The organism is Sorangium sp. So ce128 (assembly GCF_051525245.1).
Lineage (GTDB): Bacteria > Myxococcota_A > Polyangia > Polyangiales > Polyangiaceae > Sorangium > Sorangium cellulosum_B.
Genome location: NZ_CP150313.1, coordinates 1003925 through 1022868 on the forward strand (window position 1 = coordinate 1003925; position 18944 = coordinate 1022868).

Annotated in this window: 17 protein-coding genes; 10 read left to right on the plus strand and 7 right to left on the minus strand. The window is 71.4% G+C overall.

The features are described from left to right. The first annotated feature begins 6 nt into the window (after positions 1-6). The 3 genes from WME82_RS03920 to WME82_RS03930 all read left to right on the plus strand — a co-directional run bounded on the left by WME82_RS03920 (position 7) and on the right by WME82_RS03930 (position 1060). The gene (locus tag WME82_RS03920; RefSeq protein WP_437744189.1) at positions 7-249 is read left to right on the plus strand and encodes an anti-sigma factor family protein; all 243 of its coding nucleotides are present in this window, start codon (positions 7-9) and stop codon (positions 247-249) included. A 191-nt stretch (positions 250-440) separates the two neighbouring features. Continuing rightward, complete coding sequence (locus WME82_RS03925) at positions 441-677, plus strand: DUF433 domain-containing protein (RefSeq protein ID WP_437744190.1); 237 nt, start codon at positions 441-443, stop codon at positions 675-677. Next, positions 674-1060 (plus strand): DUF5615 family PIN-like protein, encoded by a 387-nt coding sequence (locus WME82_RS03930; protein WP_437864933.1) that lies wholly within the window; start codon positions 674-676, stop codon positions 1058-1060. Before WME82_RS03925 ends, WME82_RS03930 begins: the two co-directional genes overlap by 4 nt. Positions 1061-1525: 465 nt before the next feature. Here the strand turns inward: WME82_RS03930 and WME82_RS03935 are convergent, their stop codons facing one another. From WME82_RS03935 to WME82_RS03945, 3 genes are all read right to left on the minus strand, one after another. After that, complete coding sequence (locus WME82_RS03935; RefSeq protein ID WP_438041723.1) at positions 1526-3379, minus strand: DEAD/DEAH box helicase; 1854 nt, start codon at positions 3377-3379, stop codon at positions 1526-1528. Between the two features lie 95 nt (positions 3380-3474). After that, entirely contained in the window at positions 3475-3921 is a 447-nt protein-coding gene (locus tag WME82_RS03940; RefSeq protein ID WP_438041724.1) for a hypothetical protein, read from the minus strand. A gap of 364 nt (positions 3922-4285) precedes the next feature. After that, complete coding sequence (locus WME82_RS03945; protein WP_438041725.1) at positions 4286-5572, minus strand: phenylacetate--CoA ligase family protein; 1287 nt, start codon at positions 5570-5572, stop codon at positions 4286-4288. An 879-nt stretch (positions 5573-6451) separates the two neighbouring features. Here WME82_RS03945 and WME82_RS03950 point away from each other — a divergent pair. The 4 genes from WME82_RS03950 (at position 6452) to WME82_RS03965 (ending at position 12552) form a co-directional block, all read left to right on the plus strand. Further along, a complete protein-coding gene (locus WME82_RS03950; protein WP_438041726.1) occupies positions 6452-8011 on the plus strand; it encodes a dipeptidase in 1560 nt (519 codons plus the stop codon). A 52-nt stretch (positions 8012-8063) separates the two neighbouring features. Then, positions 8064-10331, plus strand: a complete 2268-nt coding sequence (locus tag WME82_RS03955; protein WP_438041727.1) for a hypothetical protein — start codon at positions 8064-8066, stop codon at positions 10329-10331. Between the two features lie 344 nt (positions 10332-10675). Further along, entirely contained in the window at positions 10676-11515 is an 840-nt protein-coding gene (locus WME82_RS03960; protein ID WP_438041728.1) for an inositol oxygenase family protein, read from the plus strand. Positions 11516-11919: 404 nt separating this feature from the next. Then, positions 11920-12552: a MarC family protein gene (locus WME82_RS03965; protein WP_437744198.1), complete on the plus strand. Its 633-nt coding sequence runs from the start codon at positions 11920-11922 to the stop codon at positions 12550-12552. Between the two features lie 37 nt (positions 12553-12589). Here the strand turns inward: WME82_RS03965 and WME82_RS03970 are convergent, their stop codons facing one another. From WME82_RS03970 to WME82_RS03985, 4 genes are all read right to left on the minus strand, one after another. Continuing rightward, positions 12590-13282: an STAS domain-containing protein gene (locus WME82_RS03970; protein WP_438041729.1), complete on the minus strand. Its 693-nt coding sequence runs from the start codon at positions 13280-13282 to the stop codon at positions 12590-12592. Then, on the minus strand, positions 13236-13643 hold the full coding sequence (locus tag WME82_RS03975) for a PAS domain S-box protein (protein WP_437531912.1): 408 nt from the start codon (positions 13641-13643) through the stop codon (positions 13236-13238). Before WME82_RS03975 ends, WME82_RS03970 begins: the two co-directional genes overlap by 47 nt. A gap of 236 nt (positions 13644-13879) precedes the next feature. Continuing rightward, entirely contained in the window at positions 13880-14788 is a 909-nt protein-coding gene (locus WME82_RS03980) for an NAD(P)H-binding protein (protein WP_438041730.1), read from the minus strand. Then, positions 14785-15240 carry a nuclear transport factor 2 family protein gene (locus tag WME82_RS03985; RefSeq protein WP_438041731.1) on the minus strand — a complete coding sequence of 152 codons (456 nt, stop codon included), beginning with the start codon at positions 15238-15240 and terminating at the stop codon, positions 14785-14787. Before WME82_RS03985 ends, WME82_RS03980 begins: the two co-directional genes overlap by 4 nt. Positions 15241-15410: 170 nt before the next feature. Here WME82_RS03985 and WME82_RS03990 point away from each other — a divergent pair, with 170 nt between their 5' ends. The 3 genes from WME82_RS03990 to WME82_RS04000 all read left to right on the plus strand — a co-directional run bounded on the left by WME82_RS03990 (position 15411) and on the right by WME82_RS04000 (position 18883). Then, positions 15411-16352: a helix-turn-helix domain-containing protein gene (locus WME82_RS03990; RefSeq protein WP_437744203.1), complete on the plus strand. Its 942-nt coding sequence runs from the start codon at positions 15411-15413 to the stop codon at positions 16350-16352. Positions 16353-16485: 133 nt separating this feature from the next. After that, positions 16486-18186 (plus strand): right-handed parallel beta-helix repeat-containing protein, encoded by a 1701-nt coding sequence (locus tag WME82_RS03995; RefSeq protein ID WP_437865039.1) that lies wholly within the window; start codon positions 16486-16488, stop codon positions 18184-18186. Between the two features lie 94 nt (positions 18187-18280). Continuing rightward, positions 18281-18883 carry a glutathione S-transferase N-terminal domain-containing protein gene (locus WME82_RS04000; RefSeq protein ID WP_438041732.1) on the plus strand — a complete coding sequence of 201 codons (603 nt, stop codon included), beginning with the start codon at positions 18281-18283 and terminating at the stop codon, positions 18881-18883. Positions 18884-18944: the final 61 nt, after the last annotated feature.

The following is an 18944-nucleotide window of genomic DNA, read 5'->3' on the forward strand; positions in this document are numbered from 1 at the left end:
GCGCGCATGATCGTCACGTGCTGTCAGCTGACCGAGATGATCACCGACAGGAGCGAGGGAAAGCTGTCCTCCGAGCAGGAGGAGGGCTGCGCGCGGCACCTCGCGTGGTGCGACAGGTGCCGCACCTACCTGAAGCAGATGGATCTGACGATCGACGCGCTCCAGGGGCTCCCGGGCGAGCCGCCGCACGACGACGTCCGCGCCGCGCTGTTCGCCCAGTTCCAGCGGCGGAAGACCACCGCCGACTGAGCCTGGCGCCTCGGGCGGCGGCGCTCAGGCCCGAAGGCAGCGCCGCGGAGGCGCCAACGCGCCGCTACTGCCACCGCGACCGGCCGCGGCAGCTTGGGCGCCGGCCGTGCCGCCCGCCGGTGCGGTCGCGCATTCGCCGAGAAAGCAACTGACGGGAGCGTAGGAGCCGACGATGAGGTAGCCTCGCCAGCATGCCGACGGAGCTGCTGGAACGGATCACGCACGACCCCGCCGTGATGGGGGGCCGGCCCTGCATCCGAGGGATGAGGGTGACGGTGGGCACCATCCTGGGACTGCTGGCTGCGGGGCACCCGGTCGAGGAGGTGCTCGAGCTCTATCCCTACCTCGAGAGGGACGACGTGATGGCGGCGCTCTCTTATGCGGCATGGCGTGTCGAGGAGGTTGAGCTCCCGCTGAAGGCCTCATGAAAGTTCTGGTGGACATGAACCTCTCGCCGACCTGGGCACCGTTCCTGAAGGGCGAAGGGATAGAGGCCGTTCACTGGTCTGCAGTCGGCGACCCTCGAGCACAGGATCGAGAGCTGATGGCCTGGGCACGCCAGGGCGGGTACATCGTCTTCACGCACGACCTCGATTTCAGCATCATCCTCGCTACAACCGGCGCCAGCGGTCCGAGCATCCTGCAGGTTCGAACCCTGGATCCTCTCCCGAACGCGATGGGGGCCGATATCGTCCGCGTGCTTCGCGAGCATGACGACGAGCTCGACCGCGGTGCAATTGTCACCGTCGATGGGACGACGTCGCGGGTCCGGATCCTACCGATTCGAAGGGCAACGAAAGGCCATGGCTAACATTGCCGCATCGGAGACCCTTTCCCGCGATCTCACCGTCTTCAGTACACGCCGGCTGGCCATCAGCGGCTGATAACGACGCGAACCGGCGCGGCGCGCGAGCCGCCAGGGACACGGTGAGAGCTGCCAGGGACGCTTGGAGTGCCGCCAGGGACACGAGAAAGTATCAAGGACGACTGCGGGGTTGCCACAAGGGGCACGGAGCCCCATGACGGGGACAGGAGTCGGCCCATCAGGGACACTGAGACCGCCTCCAGGGATACGAGGTGAACGCCCAGGGACATCCCGTCGCGCCTTCGCCTCTCCCTGGCAGTTCCCACGGCACGCCGAGCGTGCGTGTGGGGGGATCCCACGAGGGATCCTGGTCTGACCCAAGAGCCGCCGGCGCGCCTTTGCCTGTCGTGATGAACATCCGCTTCTCCGGCTCTCCAGCGGAGCAGACGCCGGCGCTGGCTGTCGTGGATCTCAGGCCCGTGGACGCCGGCGCGGGGGCGCCATACCCGCAGCGCCATCCCGTGCCTCAGCCGCGCCGCTTCGTGCCTCGGCCGAGCTGCCCCGCGCCCGTGCCTCGGCCGCGCCGCTCCGGGCGTCGCCTGGGACGTCGTGCTGGTCCCGGCGGACCTGGACCTTGCGGCCCTTCAGCCGTGTGGCGCGCAGCGCCTCGATGACGGCGTCGGCCGCGTCGGCCGGGACCTCCACCGTGGAGAAGCCGTCGGCGATCTCGATGGCGCCGATGTCGCGGGAGCTCAGCGACGCCTCGTTCGCGATGGCGCCGACCAGATCGGCCGGCCGGATGCCCGCGGCGCGCCCCGCGCTGATGTAGAGCCGGGCGATGTTGCCGTCGGTCTCCCGCCCCTCGCGCCGCGGTCGCGCCTGCGCCTCGCCCGGGCGCCCGCGCGGCCCCGCGGGCCCGCGCGGCGCGCGGTCGTCGCGGGCGCGCTCCGGCCCGCGCGGAGGCGGCCGGAACGACGGGATCTCCGCCTCGTCCTCCTCCCGGTCCCCCTCCGTCGCGTCGTGGGCGAGCTTCACCGCCGCCGCCGCGATGTCCATCACGTCGAACTCGTCGGCGAGCCCCTCGACAACGACCCGGAACCGCTCGGCGCCGCCCTCGATGAGCGCCTCCCGCAGCGAGGCGCGCGTCAGCTCCAGGCGCCGCGCGCGCAGGTCGGCCACGGTCGGGAGGGTGGCGGCCTCGATGCGCTGCCCGGTGAGCCGCTCGACGTTGCGGATCAGGTAGTGCTCGCGCGGCTCGACCAGCGTGATCGCCGCGCCCTCGCGGCCGGCGCGCCCCGTGCGGCCGATGCGGTGGACGTACACCTCGGGGGCGCAGGGGACGTCGTAGTTGATGACATGCGAGACATGCTCGATGTCGAGCCCCCGCGCCGCGACGTCGGTTGCGACGAGCAGCTCGGCCGTGCCGGCGCGGAAGCGGGCCATCACGCGATCGCGGTGCTCCTGCGAGAACCCGCCGTGGAGCGCCTGGGCCTCGTAGCCGCGGGCGCGCAGCGCCTCGGTCAGCTCGTCGACCTCGTTGCGGGTGCGGCAGAAGAGGATGGCCGACGACGGGTCCTCCATGTCGAGCACCCGGGTCAGCGCGGCGGACTTGTGCGCCCGCGGCACGATGTACGCCGTCTGGCGGACGCGGGGGAGCTCGCCGGGGGCCGCCTTCTCGCCCGCGATCTTGACCCGCACCGGCTCGCGCAGGTGCCGGCCGGCGATCGCGGCGATCCGCGGGGGCAGCGTCGCGGAGAAGAGCACGGTCTGCCGCGCCGCCGGTGTGGCCGAGAGGATCTCCTCCAGCGCCTCGGCGAAGCCCATGTCGAGCATCTCGTCGGCCTCGTCGAGCACGACGGTGCGGATGCCGTCGAGCGCGAGCGTGCCGCGCCCGATGTGGTCGAGCGTCCGGCCCGGCGTGGCCACGATGACGTGGACCCCGCGGCGGAGCGCGCGCAGCTGCTGCCCGAAGGGCTGGCCGCCGTACACGGACAGCACCTGCACGCCGAGCCGGCGGCCGTAGCGGTGCATCGCCTCGGCCACCTGCATCGCCAGCTCGCGGGTCGGCACGAGGACGAGCGCCTGGGGGAGGCCGGGCGGCTCGCCGCCGATCTGGAGGCGCTGGAGCAGCGGCAGCGCGAACGCGGCCGTCTTCCCGGTCCCGGTGGCGGCCTGCCCCAGCAGGTCGCGCCCGGTCAGGAGGTGCGGGATCGCCTCGCGCTGGATCGGCGTGGGCTCCTCGTAACCGAGCTCGGCGAGCACGCCGAGGAGGGCAGGTGCGATGCCGAGCGCGGCGAAGCTGGCGGACGAGGTGGTCGTCTCCACAGGGGCTCCCCATGTCATGGTCGCGCACCGGCGCCGTTGCAACCGGCATCGGTGCGGGGCGCAGCGCGCGCGGCAGGCGAGCCCCGCTGCCCCGATCAGCCGAGCTTCGCGGCGAGGGCGCGGTACCGCTCCGGCAGGCGCGCGGCGTCCAGCCGGCCGAGGAGCGCGCGCGCGGCCTCCTGCGCGCCGGGGCTGCCCTCGGGCGCGCGGCTCACCGCCTCGAGGTAGAGCTCGAGCGCGCGCCTGCGCTCCGCGAGCGCCGGCGCGGCCCGGCCCCGGAGCTCGAGGATCTCGGCCTGCTCCGCGCAGAGCGCCGCGTACGCGCCGATCTTCTCGTGGTCGCCGAGCAGGGTGGCCGCGCCCGCGGCGTCGAGCCGGTCGAGCATGTCCCGCATCGGGCCGAAGAGCCCGTCGGCGGTGGTGCGGACGAGCAGCTCCGCCTCGTCGAGCTGACCGGCGCGCCGGAGCCCGGCGATCCGGACGATGGCCTCGGCCAGCTGCTCGATCATGCGGAGGATGTAATCGCGCTGTCGGAGCGACATAGGGTCTCCTGTTCGAGTCTAGCCGATCGCGGCCTCCGTGGCGCGTGCCGGCACGCGCGCGTCGAGCGGGAGGAGACCGTCGTGTCGATCAGGCTTGGTGCCGAGATCCAGAGCGCGATCGATGAATGCAACGAGCGGCAATCCCTTCGTCGTCCGGCAAGATAGGTATGGAAAGATGATGGAGGCCAGGGTCGAGGAGCACATGGAGTTGGTGATGGCTCGCACAGGGGTACGACCATCGTGCCAAGCTCGATGGCGACATGAGGTCTCTTGCTCGAATCTGACCGACGATGGTCTTCGTGGCGCGCGCCGGCGCCGCGGTGCGCCCTCCGCTCCGCCCAGCTCGTGCGTCTCGGAAGGTCGATCAGCTGGAGCGGTGTTCCAAGCCGCTCCCCGCGGAGGCCGCCAGCGTGCTCGCCTGCGGTGGATCCCTCCGCGCGTCGAGCTTGCTCGGCACGTCGGAGATCGTCACGCGGTGCTTGCCGCCGCGGGTGAGCGCGATATCGTCGACCACGCGAGTCCGAATGACGGCTCGGTCGCCGAGCTGCTTGCGGAGCGCCTGCTCGATGAGGCGCGCGTGCTCGTCCTGGTAATCCTTCGCCGGGATGATCTTGATCGTGATGGCCCCGCTCCGATCCTGGTGGACCTGGTAGCGCTTCACCGACGGGTAGTCCTTGAGCAGGTGGGGGAAGAACTCGCCCGCCAAGAGCCGTCCGTCCGGTCCCACGATCATGTCGAGCACCCGCCCTTCGACCGAGGTGAGGAGCGGCAGACCTCGCCCACACGAGCACGCCGACGCGGACCCGATGGCGATGTCCTCGTTCTTGTAGCGGAGCAGCGGCATCGACCGGGAGATAAAGTCGCTCACGATCACCTCGCCAGGCTCGCCAGGCGTTGCGTGCCGGCCATCGTGCACCAGCTCCAGGTAGACCCCCTCCATGTTGATGTGCAGCCCTTCGTGCCGGTCGCACTCCGAGGCGAGCAGCATCACCTCCCTGCATCCATATCGGTTGAACAGGGGTGCGTCGAAGGCGCGCTCGATGGTCCTGCGCTGGTGCTCGAAGAGCCGCTCGGCGGAGCACACGAGGCCTCTGGGCGCCGGCAGCTTGCGGCCCGTCTCGAGGGCGAAGCGCGCCGTGTGGTAGAGCGGGTTCGTATAGCCGATGATCAAGTTAGGTCGGTAGCGTACGATGTCGTCCACGACGGCGGCGAGCCGTTGCTCGGACAGGTCGAACGCGCACGCGTACTTCTTGCGGAGGATGGCCTCGTGCAGCTCGCGCTTCCCCTTCTTGAGGCGGCTCTCCGGGAGGAGGGGGGTCCCCCAGATGTGGAGCTCCTTCTCCCCCACCTTCGCTCCAGCCCAGCCGTCCGACCGCATCGCCGCGGCGATCCGATGCTCGTACGTGCCGTGGTCCAGGTAGAACCGCAGCGACTCCCCGGTGGACCCGCCCGTCGCGCTCGCGATCAGTTTGCCCTTGTAGCCCTCGGCGAGCAGCTCGCGCCCGTGGGCGAGGATATCTGCCTTGGTCAGAACGGGGAACCGCACGAGGTCCTCTGGTGCCTTCACGTCTGCTACACGTACCCCATGCTCGGCGAAGCGGCGCCGATAGAATGGCACCTTCTGCTCGGCGAAGCGGAGCGCGTCGAGCATCCTTCGAAAGGACAGCTCTCGAATTTCGCGCTCCGGGCGCCACTGCGATTGTTCGATCTCATGCAGTCGCGTCAGGGTTGCCCGTCGCCGTATGTGGGTTTCGTACAACGGGAACAGAACATGTCGAAATAGCGGTCCATACATGCTTTCTAGCATTACAAGATACCTCTTCTTGTCAAGCGACATGTCGCAGAGATGGCGCGGCAGCGTGTCTGGGGCGCGATGTCGAGATCCCGATTGGGCACCGAGGCGAACGCGCGATTGATAGAGCTCACAACAAAGGGGCTTTCATGTGCATTTTATGGCTGGAGACCGACTCGTCGCACGCGTTCGGCCGGAACGGCGGCGTCGCACCCTCGTGGCCGAGCGGGGCCGCCTTCGTCGCACAGCAAGCTTGCCTGTTCGTGTAAGCTCGTTCACGTTGCGCTGGCTCGGGTTGCTGGTGGGTGTTCGCGTTGGCGTGGTCGCCATGGCAACTGAGCTGCTGACAACCACGCTCGAAGGCACGACCGTGGTTGTGCGCGTGGACGATGGCAGGGCGAACCCCGTGTCCGAGCCGATGATCGACGCTCTCCTCGGGGCCCTTTCGAGGGCTGAAGAGGAGGCCGGCGCGATGGTCCTCGCCGGCCGGCCGGGCTCCCGTTGGGGGGTCGAGCCGCGGGGCGCCCGCGTCGACGAGGCAAGAGAGAGCAAGACGACGCCCGCCGGCGGCGCCATCTTTATGCCACGGTGGCTTCCCATGGGGGCCGTTGCGGCACAGGGGGCCACCTGTGCCGATATGTCGGCGCCCAGCGGTGGTGCTGCCTCGCCGCTCCGACGCACGATCCTGCCGCCTTCATGGCTGGCTTTCCCGCCGAGCTCGCATGGTACGATCCGGTCATGCGCACTTCGCCAATGCTCGCGCTGCTCGCCGCCGCGTCGCTCGCGGCCTGCGTTCGTTCCCCCGCGCCCGCCGCGGCGCCCGATGTCTTCGCGCCGTCCGCCGCCGACGTCGGGCCCTGGTACACGTCGGCGCCCGATCTCACGGCGATCCCACCGGGGATCGAGGCGCCGGAGCAGCGGGCCGCGCGGCTGCAAGCCAGGGCGATCCTCGTGGATGGCCACAGCGGCGTGCCCTCGCTGCTCCTCGGCGGCTCGTTCGCTCAGGTGAGCTCGGACGACGAGCTGATGGCCGCGGAGGTCGCCAGGATCAAGGCGGCGGGCGTCACCGGCGCGTTCTTCCCGATCCACGTCGGCCCGTCCGCGCCGCCTTCGTCCTCGAGGCTCGGCGGCAGCGCCGCGCGCCGCGCGCTCGATCTCATCGAAGCGACCCACCGGCAGGTCGAGCGCCACCGCGAGGCGCTGATGCTCGTGCGCAACGCGAAAGACATGCGCCGCGCCGAGCGCGACGGCCGGATCGCCGTGATCATGGGCATCGAGGGCGGGCACGCCATCGAGAATTCCCTGCCTGCGCTGCGCTCGTTCTACCGCCTCGGCGTCCGCACCATGGCGCTCACGCACATGACCACGAACGACTGGGCAGGCTCCGCGGGAGGCGCGCTCGATGCCGGGTACGTCCGCGACCGCGGCCTCTCCCCCTTCGGTGAGGCCGTGGTCCGCGAGATGCAACGGATCGGCATGCTGGTCGACGTCTCGCATGGATCGGACAGCACGTTCCAGGGCGTCATGAAGGTGGCCAAGGCGCCGATCATCACCTCTTCCACGATGCCCGCCGCCGGCCACCGCCGCCGCAACCTCGACGATTACATGCTGCGCGCGGTCGCGGAGAACGGCGGCCTCGTCATGGTGAACTCGTGGGCGCTCTTCCTGGACGAGGCGTATGCCGAGCAGTCGGCGCGCTTCACGCAGAAGTACGGGGCGCACCTCAAGGAGCTCGGCGAGAGGCTCCCGGGCGACACGAAGGCGCTCCGCGAGGAGATCGAGAAGCTCAGGACCCAGGAAGGGGAGAAGACGCCGCCGCTGTGGCGGATCGTCGACCATATCGACCACGTGGTGAAGGTCGCGGGGATCGAGCATGTCGCCCTCGGCTCCGTCTTCGAGGGGAGCGAGGCGCTCAAGGAGGGGCTCGCAGGCAGCGCCGGGGCCCCGAACATCACGCTGGAGCTCATCCGTCGCGGGTACTCGGATGCGGACATCCTCCGCCTGCTGGGCGGGAACTTCGTGCGGGTCCTCGAGCAAGCCGAGGCCTACGCGGCCGCGACGGAGACAACGCTGTCCGGGGACGGCAGCACGCAACAGCTCAGCGCGGCCGAGCTGGGTGATCCGCCGGCGCAGCCCCTGCTGCCGGCGCCCCCGCCGCCGGCGCCTCCGCCGTCGTGGGGGCCGATGTCGCGGGGGGTTGTCCCGCCGCCCTCGCCGTCGCCGCAGCGACCGGTAGCGCAGCCGTCGAAGGCCGGAGCGCCTGAGTCTCCGTATTCGGAGCTCCGGCTGTCGCGGTAGCCTCTCGCCGTCGACAGGCGGCCGCGCCGGGTTTACGGTGGCGATCCCCGGGATGCGAACGGCGGCGCGACCCCTGACCCGGCTGCGAACCTCCACGCTTCCGGCGGCGCTCGCCGCCTGCGTGCTCGGCGGCGCGTGCTCGGAGGCGCCGCCGGGCGGCCACGGCGGTGGTGGCCAGGGCGCGGGCGCGCACCCGGTGACGACGACCACGTACGTGAGCGTGGCCACGGGCTTTGGAGGCGCGCTGGAGGAGCTGCCGCGCGTGTTCACGGTGACCGGCGTCGTCACCGACGGCGCGGCGCCGCTCGAGGGCGCCATCGTGATGCAGGCCGGCGGGGAGCCGGCCCTCGTGACCGGCCCGGACGGCGCGTTCTCCATCGAGATCACGCGGGACATCCCGGGCCAGCCGACCGTTGTCGCGGCGAAGATCGGATACCGGACGGACGGCATCGAATTCGAGGTCGTCCCCGACGGGCCGGTGGAGATCCCTATTCGCCGCGCGTCGCCGCCGGACAACGCGCTCGGCTACACCTACGGCGATCCGGGCGACGGCGACCCGCACAACTCGACGCGGTTCTGCGATCACTGCCACACGACGCTCGTGGCCCAGTTCCTCGAGTCGGGGCACGCGCGGTCGGCCAGGAGCCCGCTCCTCCAGGCCATCTACGCCGGGGTCTCGATGGCCCACACGGACGAGGCCTCGTGCGGCGCCGCGGGCGGGCGCTGGAAGGCTGGACGCGTCCCGGGGAGCGAGGGGGGCGCCGCGATGCGGTGTTATCTCGGGAGCGGCGTGCTTCCGGATCTCAACCCGTCCTGCGGCGGGGGAGCGCAGCCGTCGTGCGACGATCCCGCGCTGCCCGAGGCGGTGCGCCCGGCGGCGTTCGGCGCGTGCGCCGACTGCCACGCCGCGGGGATCGACGGCCCCGCGGGCGGGCGAGACCTCCTCGAGGCCACCGGCATCGCGTTCGAGAAGGGCGACCACTGCGACGCTTGCCACAAGATCCGCGACGTCGATCTGAGCAAGCCGCCCGGGGTCGCCGGCGCCCTGATCGTCCAGCGCCCGCAGGAGAGGAGCTCCCCCGATCCCTCGTCGAGGCTCCTGGAGGTGATGTTCGGCCCGCGGCCGGACGTGCCGAACAGGTTCATGGGCGGCAGCTACCAGCCGAAGTTCTCGGCCTCGGAGTTCTGCGGCGGCTGCCACGAGCAGAAGCAGGCGGCGCTCCTGCCGGGCGCGGCGCTCGATCCGGTCCGCTGGCCCGACGGGCTCCCGATCCATCAGACGTTCTCCGAGTGGGCCGCGAGCTCCTGGAACCGCCCGGCCACGCAATGCCAGGCCTGCCACATGCCAGGGGTCCTCTCGCTGAAGAGCAGCCTCGACGTGACGAACGAGGCGAACGCGAGCGTCTCGCTCGGCTTCGTCCGCCCGGCGGGGACGGTCCGCTCCCATATTTTCCGCGGCCCGCTGGAGGGGTCCCCGCGGCTCATCCAGGGCGCGGTCGAGGTCCGCATCGACGCCTCGGCGGCGCCGGGCGAGCTCGCGGTCACGGTCTCCCTGGCCGGAGGCGCGGCGGGCCACGCCGTTCCGACCGGGGAGCCGATGCGCGCGCTCGTGCTCCTCGTCGCGGCGGAGGCGTGCGGCGCGCCCCTTTCGCCGTCGAGCGGCATGACGGTGAACGACACCGGCGGCGCGCTCGCGGAGGCGCGCGTCGGCCAGGGCGCGGCCCTGACGGGCGCCCAGCTCGCCTGGGAGGAGGGCGCGGCGCGCGCGAGGGCGGGCGACGTGGTGCGGATCGTCCGCCCGACCGGCGTCTACGACGATTACACCGGCATCGGCCGCTTCGCGGACCCGTCGATCGACGCCGCGGACAAGGGCCTCGAGGTCCGCGCGCCGGTCGGCGAGGCGCGGGTGGTCGCCGCGGGCGGCGGCGCGATCACCCTGAGCGGCGCGATCCCCGCGCAGGACGGGGATATCGTCTACCTCGGCGCGCCCCTCGCCACCGCGCCCGCCGACGGCCAGCCCGCGGCCGCGTTCGCCGGCGCCGCGGGCTACACCTTCGCCAAGGTGCTCGTCGATCCGGCGGGCGCGCGGCACGCGCCGCAGCACCGCGCCGTCGATATCGCCAGCGACAACCGCATCGCGCCGGGGGGCGTCGCGGTGACGTCGCACGGCTTCGCGATCCCCGCGGGCTGCTCGGCGACCGCGAACGTCACCGCCACGCTGCTCTACCGGCCGGTCCCGCTCGCCCTCGCGAAGGAGCGCGGGGCCTTCGCGCACGATTACCTGGTCGCCTCGGCGTCCTCGCCTGTGCCGCTCGATTGAGCGAGCCAGCCGAGGAGCGATCCAGGCCGGCGCGCCATGGCCCCAACCCGGGCCCCCATAGGCGTTAACCACGCTTCGCGCCGCGTTCTCCCACATCCGAACGTTTACGTGGTCGTGGTCGTGGTCGTGGTCGTGGTCGTGGTCGTGGTCGTTCACGGCCTATCGTTGACGACCACGACCACGACCACGACCACGACCACGTAAACGTAAGCGTAAACGTAAACGTAAACGTTGGTGACCCGCAGCACCGCGAGCCGATCGCGCGGCTCGTACTTGCCGCTCCGATATCGTGCTGGTCTCAGGCGCTGGCGCTGGACAGGGGGGGTACGCTATGGGCCTGAGCGATGAGCGAGAAGCGTGTGCAGACGTCGGGTGTGGAGGGGAGCGCCGCGCGCGCAGCAGCGGAAAAGAGGGAAACTTCGGCGTTCCGCGATTACCGCGAGGACGCGCGGCCGAGCGTGAAGGAGCTTTACCGGCTGAACCACGAGGGGCAGACGCTCGCCTTCGTGCGGGAGAAAGAGCGGCAGTACCTCGGCCTCGACCGGCGCCGGATGGGCATGTGGGAGGCGCTCGAGCTGCTCGATCGGGTGGTCGACGACAGCGATCCAGACACGGAGCTGTCGCAGATCGCACATGCGCTCCAGTCCGCGGAGGCGGCGCGGCGGGACGGGCAGCCGCCGTGGTTCGTGCTGACCGCGCTGATCCACGACGCCGGGAAGATCCTGTGCACGTGGGGCGAGCCGCAGTGGGCCGTGGTGGGCGACACCTTCCCGGTGGGCTGTGCAACCTCGGAGCGGATCATCTTCCCCGAGCTCTTCGCGCGTAACCCGGACATGGCGAACCCGGTGTACCAGACGCCATGCGGGATTTACGAGGAGGGCGCGGGGCTCTCCCGGATACACATGTCGTGGGGACACGACGAGTACCTGTATTATGTGGTGAAGGACCACCTGCCGCTCGAGGCGCTCGCCATCATCCGATATCACTCGTTCTACGCGGCGCACCGCGAGGGCGCGTACGGGCACCTGATGAACGAGCAAGATCGGCGGATGATGGAATGGGTGCGGCGCTTCAACCCGTACGATCTGTACTCGAAGGCCGATGACCCGCCGGACGTTGAGCGGCTGAAGCCGTTCTACAAGGACCTAATCGCGGAGTTCCTGCCGGACGAGCTCCGCTGGTGAGGGGCTGTGACGGATGAAGCGAGCGGACGGACATGCGTGAGCCCATGGAGATCCTGCTCGTCCCATCCCGCTCGTCTCCGGGGGCCTACGAGGCACACCGCGGAGCTACCGCGCCTCATCCAGGACGATAGACTAACGCTGGAGGGGGTATCCGGGAATGGGCCCGACCGCCGCCCCAAGCTTTCTCACCCCTCCGGTGCTGTCGCCAGATCGAGCCGCCGCCCGATCGCGTCGTGCCGAGGGGATGTGATCCGTCGTCACGTCCCACCGAAGTCCCGTGGGATCCGACGGATCACGCCGGTTCGCTACCGCACCGTCGTCCCTCCGCGGCGCTGTTCTGGCGCGGCCGCCCGGGATGTGGGAGATGGGCCTGGCCCGCGGGGGCCGCGACGCATCCGATGAGCATGGCCCATTACGTCTCGGTCTTCCTCGTCTCGCTGTCGGCGATCTTCTTCGTCGTGGATCCGCTCGGCATCGTGCCGCTGTTCCTGACGATGACCGCGGGCGATCCGCCGGAGAAGGTGCGGCGCACGGCGCGGCGGGCGTGCGCCGTCGCCGGCGGGCTCATGCTGTTCTTCGCCCTCTTCGGCGGCGTCGTCTTCAAGGTCTTCGGCGTCTCGCTGGCCGCGTTCCGCGTCGCGGGCGGGCTGCTCTTGCTCGTCACGGCGCTCGACATGCTGCGCGCCCGCTCCTCGGCGACGCGCACCACCCCGTCCGAGGAGCAGGAGGGCATCGCGAAGGAGGACGTGGCGCTCGTGCCCCTGGCCATGCCGCTCCTCGCCGGGCCGGGCGCCCTCGCCACGGTGATGGTGCTGATGGCGCGCGGGGGCAACGACCCCGTGGCCATGGGGCTGGTGCTCGCCGGCGTGGCCATCACCTTCGTGGCCTCCTACTTCGTGCTGCGCGGCGCGGGGCTCGTGCAGCGGGCGCTCAAGGCGTCCGGCATGGCCGTGCTCGAGCGCGTCATGGGCCTCATCCTGGCGGCCATCGCCGTGCAGTTCATGGCCGACGGGGTGAAGGAGCTCTGGCACGGGTGACGCGCGTCCGGCGTCGCCCGGCGCGTCGCCCGGCGCGTCAGTTGAGCTGGCCCGCGCGCCGCGGCGCCTGCTTCATGCAGAGGACGAGCGCGTCGCGGAGCCGCGCGATGGTGGATACCCGCGACATGTCCACGCCGTCCACGAGGAGGCCGCGCGCCACGTCGGGCCGGATGCCCACGATGATCCCTTTCGCCCCGAGGAGCTCCACCGCTCGGACCAGCGACAGAAGGATGTTCCCGAGCGAGGCGTCGATGGAGTCGACGCCGGTCAGATCGATGATCACCACCCTGCAATGGGTGTTCGACACCGCGCCGAGGAGCCCCTGCATCATCTGGTCCGCCCGGCAGAGATCGACCGCTCCGAGCACCGGCATCATCAGCACGCCCTCCCAGACCTGGATGATCGGCGTCGACAGCGCGCGGATCGTCGCCTGCTGTTCCGCGTTGAGGGCCCTCGTGCGCGAGAGCTCCTGCGCGAGGTCGTCGAGCCGCCTCAGGTCGCTCGCCGCGACCGCCTGGGCGATCTGGACGAGCTCCTCCCGCTCCCTCAGCGCATCCCCGAGCTCCCCCAGCGCCGCCGCGATCGCGCCGAGATCGTCGCCAGGGTCCGATCCCTCGGCGAGGGCTGCATCCGCGTCTCCCTCCTTGAGCTGCTCGATGTAGCGTAGGATCGCCTGCGCCCGCTCACCCGGCACGACGCCCCCGGAGCATCTCGCTCTTGAGCTGCTCATAGACCGTCTCCGAGATACAGCTCGTGAAGCAGCGCGTGTGGACGAACTGGCCGTCCCGCTTGAAGACGTTGGAGTTGATGAGCACGTGCTTCATGCTGCCGTCCTTGGCGCGGAGGCGGGCCGGGTAGGAGGCCAGCTTGCCGGTGCCCGCGAGCGAGCAGAGGATCTGGTCTATCACGTCCTTGTCGACGTGGAAGTCGGTGACATGTCGATTGATGTACTCCTCGCGCGCATAACCGAGGAGCTCGAGCTCGAGCTTGTTCGCCCACAGGATCTTGCCGTTCGCGTCCACCAGATGGACGCCCAGCGAAGCGTTGTCCAGGACATCATGCCAGTCTTCCACGCGGTCCTTCGTCCCCATCGCCAATCTCCCCCGGTCGTGCTTCGACCTTGACTTGTCCGGCCCGATGAGCGCCCGAGGTGCGGTATCCGCGAAGGCGCTGCCTGCCCGCAGCTGCTCAGGTTACAGGAGAACGGGGAGCTGGACGAGCGGTGTGGTCGTCGCGGTGGGGTCGGGCACATCGGGAGAGCGTGAAGGCGAGTCGTCGTGGAGCTCGCTTGTCGGCTGGATGCGGCGGGCTCAGCGGCTCGACGTCGCTACGCGGCCGGGCCGCCTCGGCGCGCGCTGGGCTCCCCACGGAAGACGTGCGCGTGGGCGCGCGCGAGGTCGCCGAAGGCGCGGGGCGCGCGGCCTGTCACGCGCTGAACGACGTCGGTGACGCGGTCCTCAGCCCCGTCGCGGATGGCGAGATCGAGGCTCACAAGGAACGCGGCGTAGGGCGATGGGATACCCGCCCGGACGAGGTATGCCCGAGCGTCCTCCTCGCCGGGGCGGACGTGGCGTATCGCCCGGCCGGCGATGCGGGACACGATGGCCGCCACGTCATCGTAGCTGAGCGCCTCCGGGCCGGTGATGACGTGAGATGTGTTGTGCGGCGCGCCGTCGAGGAGCGCGCGCGCGGCGACCTCCGCGATATCGTCGGCGTCGACGAAGCCGACGCGGCCGCCGCCCGTCGCGGTCGTGAGCTCGCCTCGCCCGGCGATCGCCGCCGCGTGCGGGTGGCGCGGGTCGATGAAGTTCTGCATGAACCACGACGGTCGGAGGACGGTCCACTCCGGAGCGCGCTCGCGGAGCGCGCGGTGGACGAGGCCGAGCCCGGGGCTCCCCTCCGCCACGGGCGACGCGCTGAGCAGGACGAGGCGGCGAGCCCCGCGCGCGAGCGCGCGCTCGACGAAGGGCAGCATGAGCGCCGAGGGATCCTCGACCATCGCGGGCGCCACGAGGTACACGCGATCGGCGCCGCGGAGCGCCTCGTCGTGCGTCGCGGCGTCGGCCCAGTCGAAGCGGGCGTGCTCCACGCCGTCGCGGGCGGCGGGCGCCGCGCGGCTCGCGGTGCGGACGCGCGCGCCGGCGGCCGCGAGCCGCGCGGCGACGGCTCGCCCGGTGGTGCCCGTCCCGCCGGTGATCAGGACGAGCGGCCCATCTCTCCCTGCGCGCGCCCTCATGACGCCCCCTCGCGATGGGCGTCGAGCTCGCCGCCGAAGGCCTCGAGGACGGGCGCTGGATTCCAGTACTCGCGGTAGCGTACGACTCGGCCGTTCCTCGTCGCGACGATCATCACATAGTCCTGCTCGTAGCGTCTGCGCGCGGGCCCGATGGTCGCCGAGCCGTGCACCTCGGCGAGCGCGACGTCGGGATCGGTCGTCGGATACCGCCGCACGTCGCGGAGCTCGAGCCCGTGGAAGCTCTGGAGGATGCCCTCGAAGTGGCGCCGGATGGCCGCCTTCCCCTCGAGGCGCGCCGGCGCGCCGAGCGCCGGCGCGTACGGGAACTCGACGGTTGCGTCGTCGGCGAAGAGGTCGAGCCAGCGATTCATGTCACGGCCGATGAGATCGAGGAGCGCGTCGAGCGCCTGCGCGGCGTCGAGCGGACGGGAATGCGGCTGGGGGTGCGTCATGGGATGTCCTTTCCTTTCGTGTCGACGAGGCCAGCGTAGGGGCGCCGCGGTTGCCGCGCGTCCAGCTCCACGATCCGCGCGTCCACGGTCCACGGCCGGCGCCGCCCTCGTGGCGGGTCGCGCGCGCCGGCGTGGCGCGGCCCGCCGCGTGATGTAGAGTCGATCGCGCCATGTCCGCCGCGTTCGACGAGCTGGCCCGGAGCGTCGTGCTCCGCGAGGCCGAGGTGAGGCGCTTCGCGCTCGGCGATCGCTGGGGCAAGCGGCAGCCGGCGCAGCGCGCCTCCGCCCGGGTGTACGCGGCGCTCGGCGGCGGCGGGTGGATCGACGTCGCGCGCCGGCGGCTCGCGCTCGGCGCGGGAGAGCTCGTGTTCCTGCCGCGCGCCGAGGAGCACGCGATCCGCGATCGGCCGACGACCTCGCTCGCGCACCCGGAGGCCCTCTGCCGCGGGATGCGCGCCGTGGCCGACGACGCCCTGGCCACGGAGGCCCCGCCGGAGACGCGCCTCGTCGTCGTCGACCTGCACGTCGACGCGGCGGGCGCCCCGTGGGTCGCCCTGCTGCCGCCGGCGGTGCACGTCGCGGGCGCGACGCCGGGGCTCGCGCGCTGGCTCAACGACACGCTCGCGCTGCTCGCCGGCCCGCCGGCCCTGTCGGCGGCGCTGCGCCGCTCCGTCGGCGAAGCGTGGGCGCACGCGCTCTTCGCGAGCGCGCTGCGCGACCCCGCGGCGTCGCTGCCGCGGCGGGACGCGCTCCGGGACGAGCCGATCGCGGCCGCGCTCGCGCGGGTGCGCGCCTCGCCCGAGCGCGCGTGGGAGCTCGGGGACCTCGCGCGAGCGGCCGGGCTCTCGCGATCCGCGTTCGCGGCGCGCGCGACGGCGCTGCTCGGCGAGCCGCTCGGCCATCACGTGCGCCGGCTGCGCCTCGAGCGCGCCGCCGTCCTGCTCGGCGAGACGACGCTCCCGGTGAAGCTCGTCGCCGCCCGCGTCGGCTACGACAGCGAGCCCGCGTTCGGGCGCGCCTTCGCGCGCGCCCACGGCGTGAGCCCCCTCGGCTACCGGCAGGCGAGGCGGCGAGAGCACGACGGTGCGCACACCGTCGGACGCGCAGGTTGACGAGAGGGAAGCGCTGCTGAGCGGCGCAGCTGGTATCATGTCCACCCGGATCTGAGCACCAGCTCCCACGCGCCGGCGCGCGGTGCGTGGCTTTCGGCGCGGCCCGCCCAGCGGATGCCGTATCCTCCTGCGGATGCGGCAAGGCGCGAGGATAGGTGTCCTGCTCGTCGCGATGGCGGCGTGCGGCGGCGATGGCGATGATGCGGAGTCCACCGCTGGCGCCGGAGGCGCCGCGCCGGGCGCGGGCGCCGCCGGAGGCTCCACGTCGGGCGCGGGCGCCGCCGGTGGTTCCTCGCCTGGCGCGGGGGGCTCCACGCCGGGCGTCCCGGCCTACGGCCGTTTCGGTCAGCCCACGACCACCTTCACGCTGCCGGAGCCAGCCCCGAGGGAGGGTGAGCTCCCCGAGATCGCCTATCCCGATCTCGCCGGGTCGTTCCCGGAGGTCGACTGGAGCGCGCTCGACCGGCTCTACATTCCGGCTGGCCACTACCGGAGCATCCTGCTCGGCGGCCTGCCCGAGCGGAGCGCGGAGCGCCCGCTCGTGATCACGAACCTCGGCGGACAGGTCGAGGTCGGGGGCGACGCCGCCAACTACGTGTTCGTGATCAAGGGCGGAAAGGGCTGGATCCTGACCGGCCGCCACGACCCTGTCTCGAAGACCGGAGACGAGGGGTTCCGGGGGCACGCCGAGGGCGCGTTCGCCCATGGCCAGGGGACGTACGGCATCTTCATCGACGACGCGTTCAGCAAAGAGGGCCTCTCGGGGCTGGCCATCGGCGGAGGAGCGTCGGATTTCGAGCTGGATACCCTCGAGGTCGCGCGCGCCGAGTTCGCCGGCATCGTCGCCAAGACCGACGACGACGGGCAGGCCACGATGCGCAACGTGAAGATCCACGACCTCTACGTGCACGACGTCGGCTCGGAGGGGATCTACTTCGGCAGCACCCAGGCGCAGCCGCAGCATGCCTTCGAGCGCCTCGAGGTGTACGATAACCGGTTCCTGCGCACCGGCACCGAGGCGCTGCAGGTCGGGCAGCTCGGCTCGGACTGCGAGATCCACCACAACGTCATAGGGCCGGGCGCGGTCCGGTGGCGGTCGGCGTTCGACCATTACCAGGACGGCAACGTGCAGTTCGGCCAGCGCTACGGCAGCTCGAGCTTCCACCACAACCTCGTGATCGGGACGGGCGACCTCTTCGTCGAGCTGTTCCCGACGCGCGTGGACGGCGATCCGCGCTCGCCGTCGGACACGATCTCGTTCACGGACAACTACTTCGCCGACACGTCGCTGAGCGGGGTGTACACGCACGCGGTGGACACCGGCGCCACGATACGCTTCGAGCGCAACGTCTTCCTCGGTTTCCACTTCAACTATGGCGAGGTGTACCCCGACGCGGACGAGCCGGTGCAGGTCTTCGCGGTGGGCAGCAACGCGCCGAACCCGCACATCCTGAAGGGCAACCGGGTGGACGGGCCCTATCCGTTCATCAAGTGGCTCTTCGACAGCGTGCAGGCCGAGGACAATCCGACGGTCGCGGTGGAGCGGGTCCGCTTCCGAGACTTCATGGGAAGCGGCCTCGACGAGGACTACCGGCGCCTGGAGTGGTGGACCGACCGCGCGACGCTCAGCCCGGACGAGCGCGCCGTGACGTACCCCAAGGGAGCCCACGTCCTCCACCAGGGCGCGCTCTACGAGGCGCTCGCGGAGAGCCAGGGCAAGCAGCCCGATCAGCACCCCGACGTCTGGCGCGCGCTGCCGGCTCCAGCGGACGACGTCCGGTTGAGCGCCGACTCGCCGCACCAGGGGCTCGGCGTCCGCTGGCCGCCGCCTTAAAATCCCAGCGATCTCCCCGTCTCCCCGCCTCCCTGTTCAATTTCTCTTTGCTGAGATACCAACAGATGAGTGGATTCGTCACGAGCTATTCTCCATGAGGCTCTTCTACGCTCCCACATCCCCCTTTGCTCGCAAGGTGCGGGTCACCGCGCATGAGCTGCAGCTGGGAGACCGGATCGAGCTTGTGCTGGTCAATCCCTGGTCGGACGCGGCGCTGCGGTCGCTGAACCCGTTGGCCAAGGTCCCGACGCTGGTGCTGGGGGACGGACAGGTGCTCTTCGAGTCGGCGCTCCTCTGCGAATACCTGGATCACCTCGCGGCCGGCGGGCTGTATCCAGCGCCGGGAGAGGCGCGGTGGAGCGCCTTGCTCCGGCAGGGCGTCGCGGACGGCATCAGCGCTGCTGCCGGGCGCCTCTTCGCCGAAGAGCATCGCCCATCCGACGAGCGATCGAGCAGCGTCATGCAGCGCCAGGCGGCTGCCATCGAGGCCAGCCTCGACAGGCTGGAGCGCGACGCCGGTGCGCTGTCGGGAGCGCTCGCGGACATCGGCGCGATCTCGGTCGCCTGCGCGCTCGGCTACCTCGACTTCCGCTGGCCGGATCGGGCGTGGCGAAGCGGCCGGATCGGCCTTTCGCGCTGGTTCGACGTCGTCGGCCAGCGCCCGTCCATGACCGCGACGCAGCATCGCTCGCCGTGATCTCCTGACGTGGGGTCCCCAGGCGGCGCCCGCCGCCCCTGCGGGCTCGGCGCTCGTCATC

Coding starts and splice junctions, on each gene's coding strand:
- WME82_RS03940 (WP_438041724.1), bottom strand. CDS start 3,921: ATGTCGCTCCGACAGCGCGATTACATCCTCCGCATGATCGAGCAGCTG.
- WME82_RS03925 (WP_437744190.1), top strand. CDS start 441: ATGCCGACGGAGCTGCTGGAACGGATCACGCACGACCCCGCCGTGATG.
- WME82_RS03950 (WP_438041726.1), top strand. CDS start 6,452: ATGCGCACTTCGCCAATGCTCGCGCTGCTCGCCGCCGCGTCGCTCGCG.
- WME82_RS03920 (WP_437744189.1), top strand. CDS start 7: ATGATCGTCACGTGCTGTCAGCTGACCGAGATGATCACCGACAGGAGC.
- WME82_RS03990 (WP_437744203.1), top strand. CDS start 15,411: ATGTCCGCCGCGTTCGACGAGCTGGCCCGGAGCGTCGTGCTCCGCGAG.
- WME82_RS03965 (WP_437744198.1), top strand. CDS start 11,920: ATGGCCCATTACGTCTCGGTCTTCCTCGTCTCGCTGTCGGCGATCTTC.
- WME82_RS03975 (WP_437531912.1), bottom strand. CDS start 13,643: ATGGGGACGAAGGACCGCGTGGAAGACTGGCATGATGTCCTGGACAAC.
- WME82_RS04000 (WP_438041732.1), top strand. CDS start 18,281: ATGAGGCTCTTCTACGCTCCCACATCCCCCTTTGCTCGCAAGGTGCGG.
- WME82_RS03985 (WP_438041731.1), bottom strand. CDS start 15,240: ATGACGCACCCCCAGCCGCATTCCCGTCCGCTCGACGCCGCGCAGGCG.
- WME82_RS03980 (WP_438041730.1), bottom strand. CDS start 14,788: ATGAGGGCGCGCGCAGGGAGAGATGGGCCGCTCGTCCTGATCACCGGC.
- WME82_RS03960 (WP_438041728.1), top strand. CDS start 10,676: ATGAGCGAGAAGCGTGTGCAGACGTCGGGTGTGGAGGGGAGCGCCGCG.
- WME82_RS03945 (WP_438041725.1), bottom strand. CDS start 5,572: ATGCTCGACGCGCTCCGCTTCGCCGAGCAGAAGGTGCCATTCTATCGG.
- WME82_RS03970 (WP_438041729.1), bottom strand. CDS start 13,282: ATGAGCAGCTCAAGAGCGAGATGCTCCGGGGGCGTCGTGCCGGGTGAG.
- WME82_RS03955 (WP_438041727.1), top strand. CDS start 8,064: ATGCGAACGGCGGCGCGACCCCTGACCCGGCTGCGAACCTCCACGCTT.
- WME82_RS03930 (WP_437864933.1), top strand. CDS start 674: ATGAAAGTTCTGGTGGACATGAACCTCTCGCCGACCTGGGCACCGTTC.
- WME82_RS03995 (WP_437865039.1), top strand. CDS start 16,486: ATGCGGCAAGGCGCGAGGATAGGTGTCCTGCTCGTCGCGATGGCGGCG.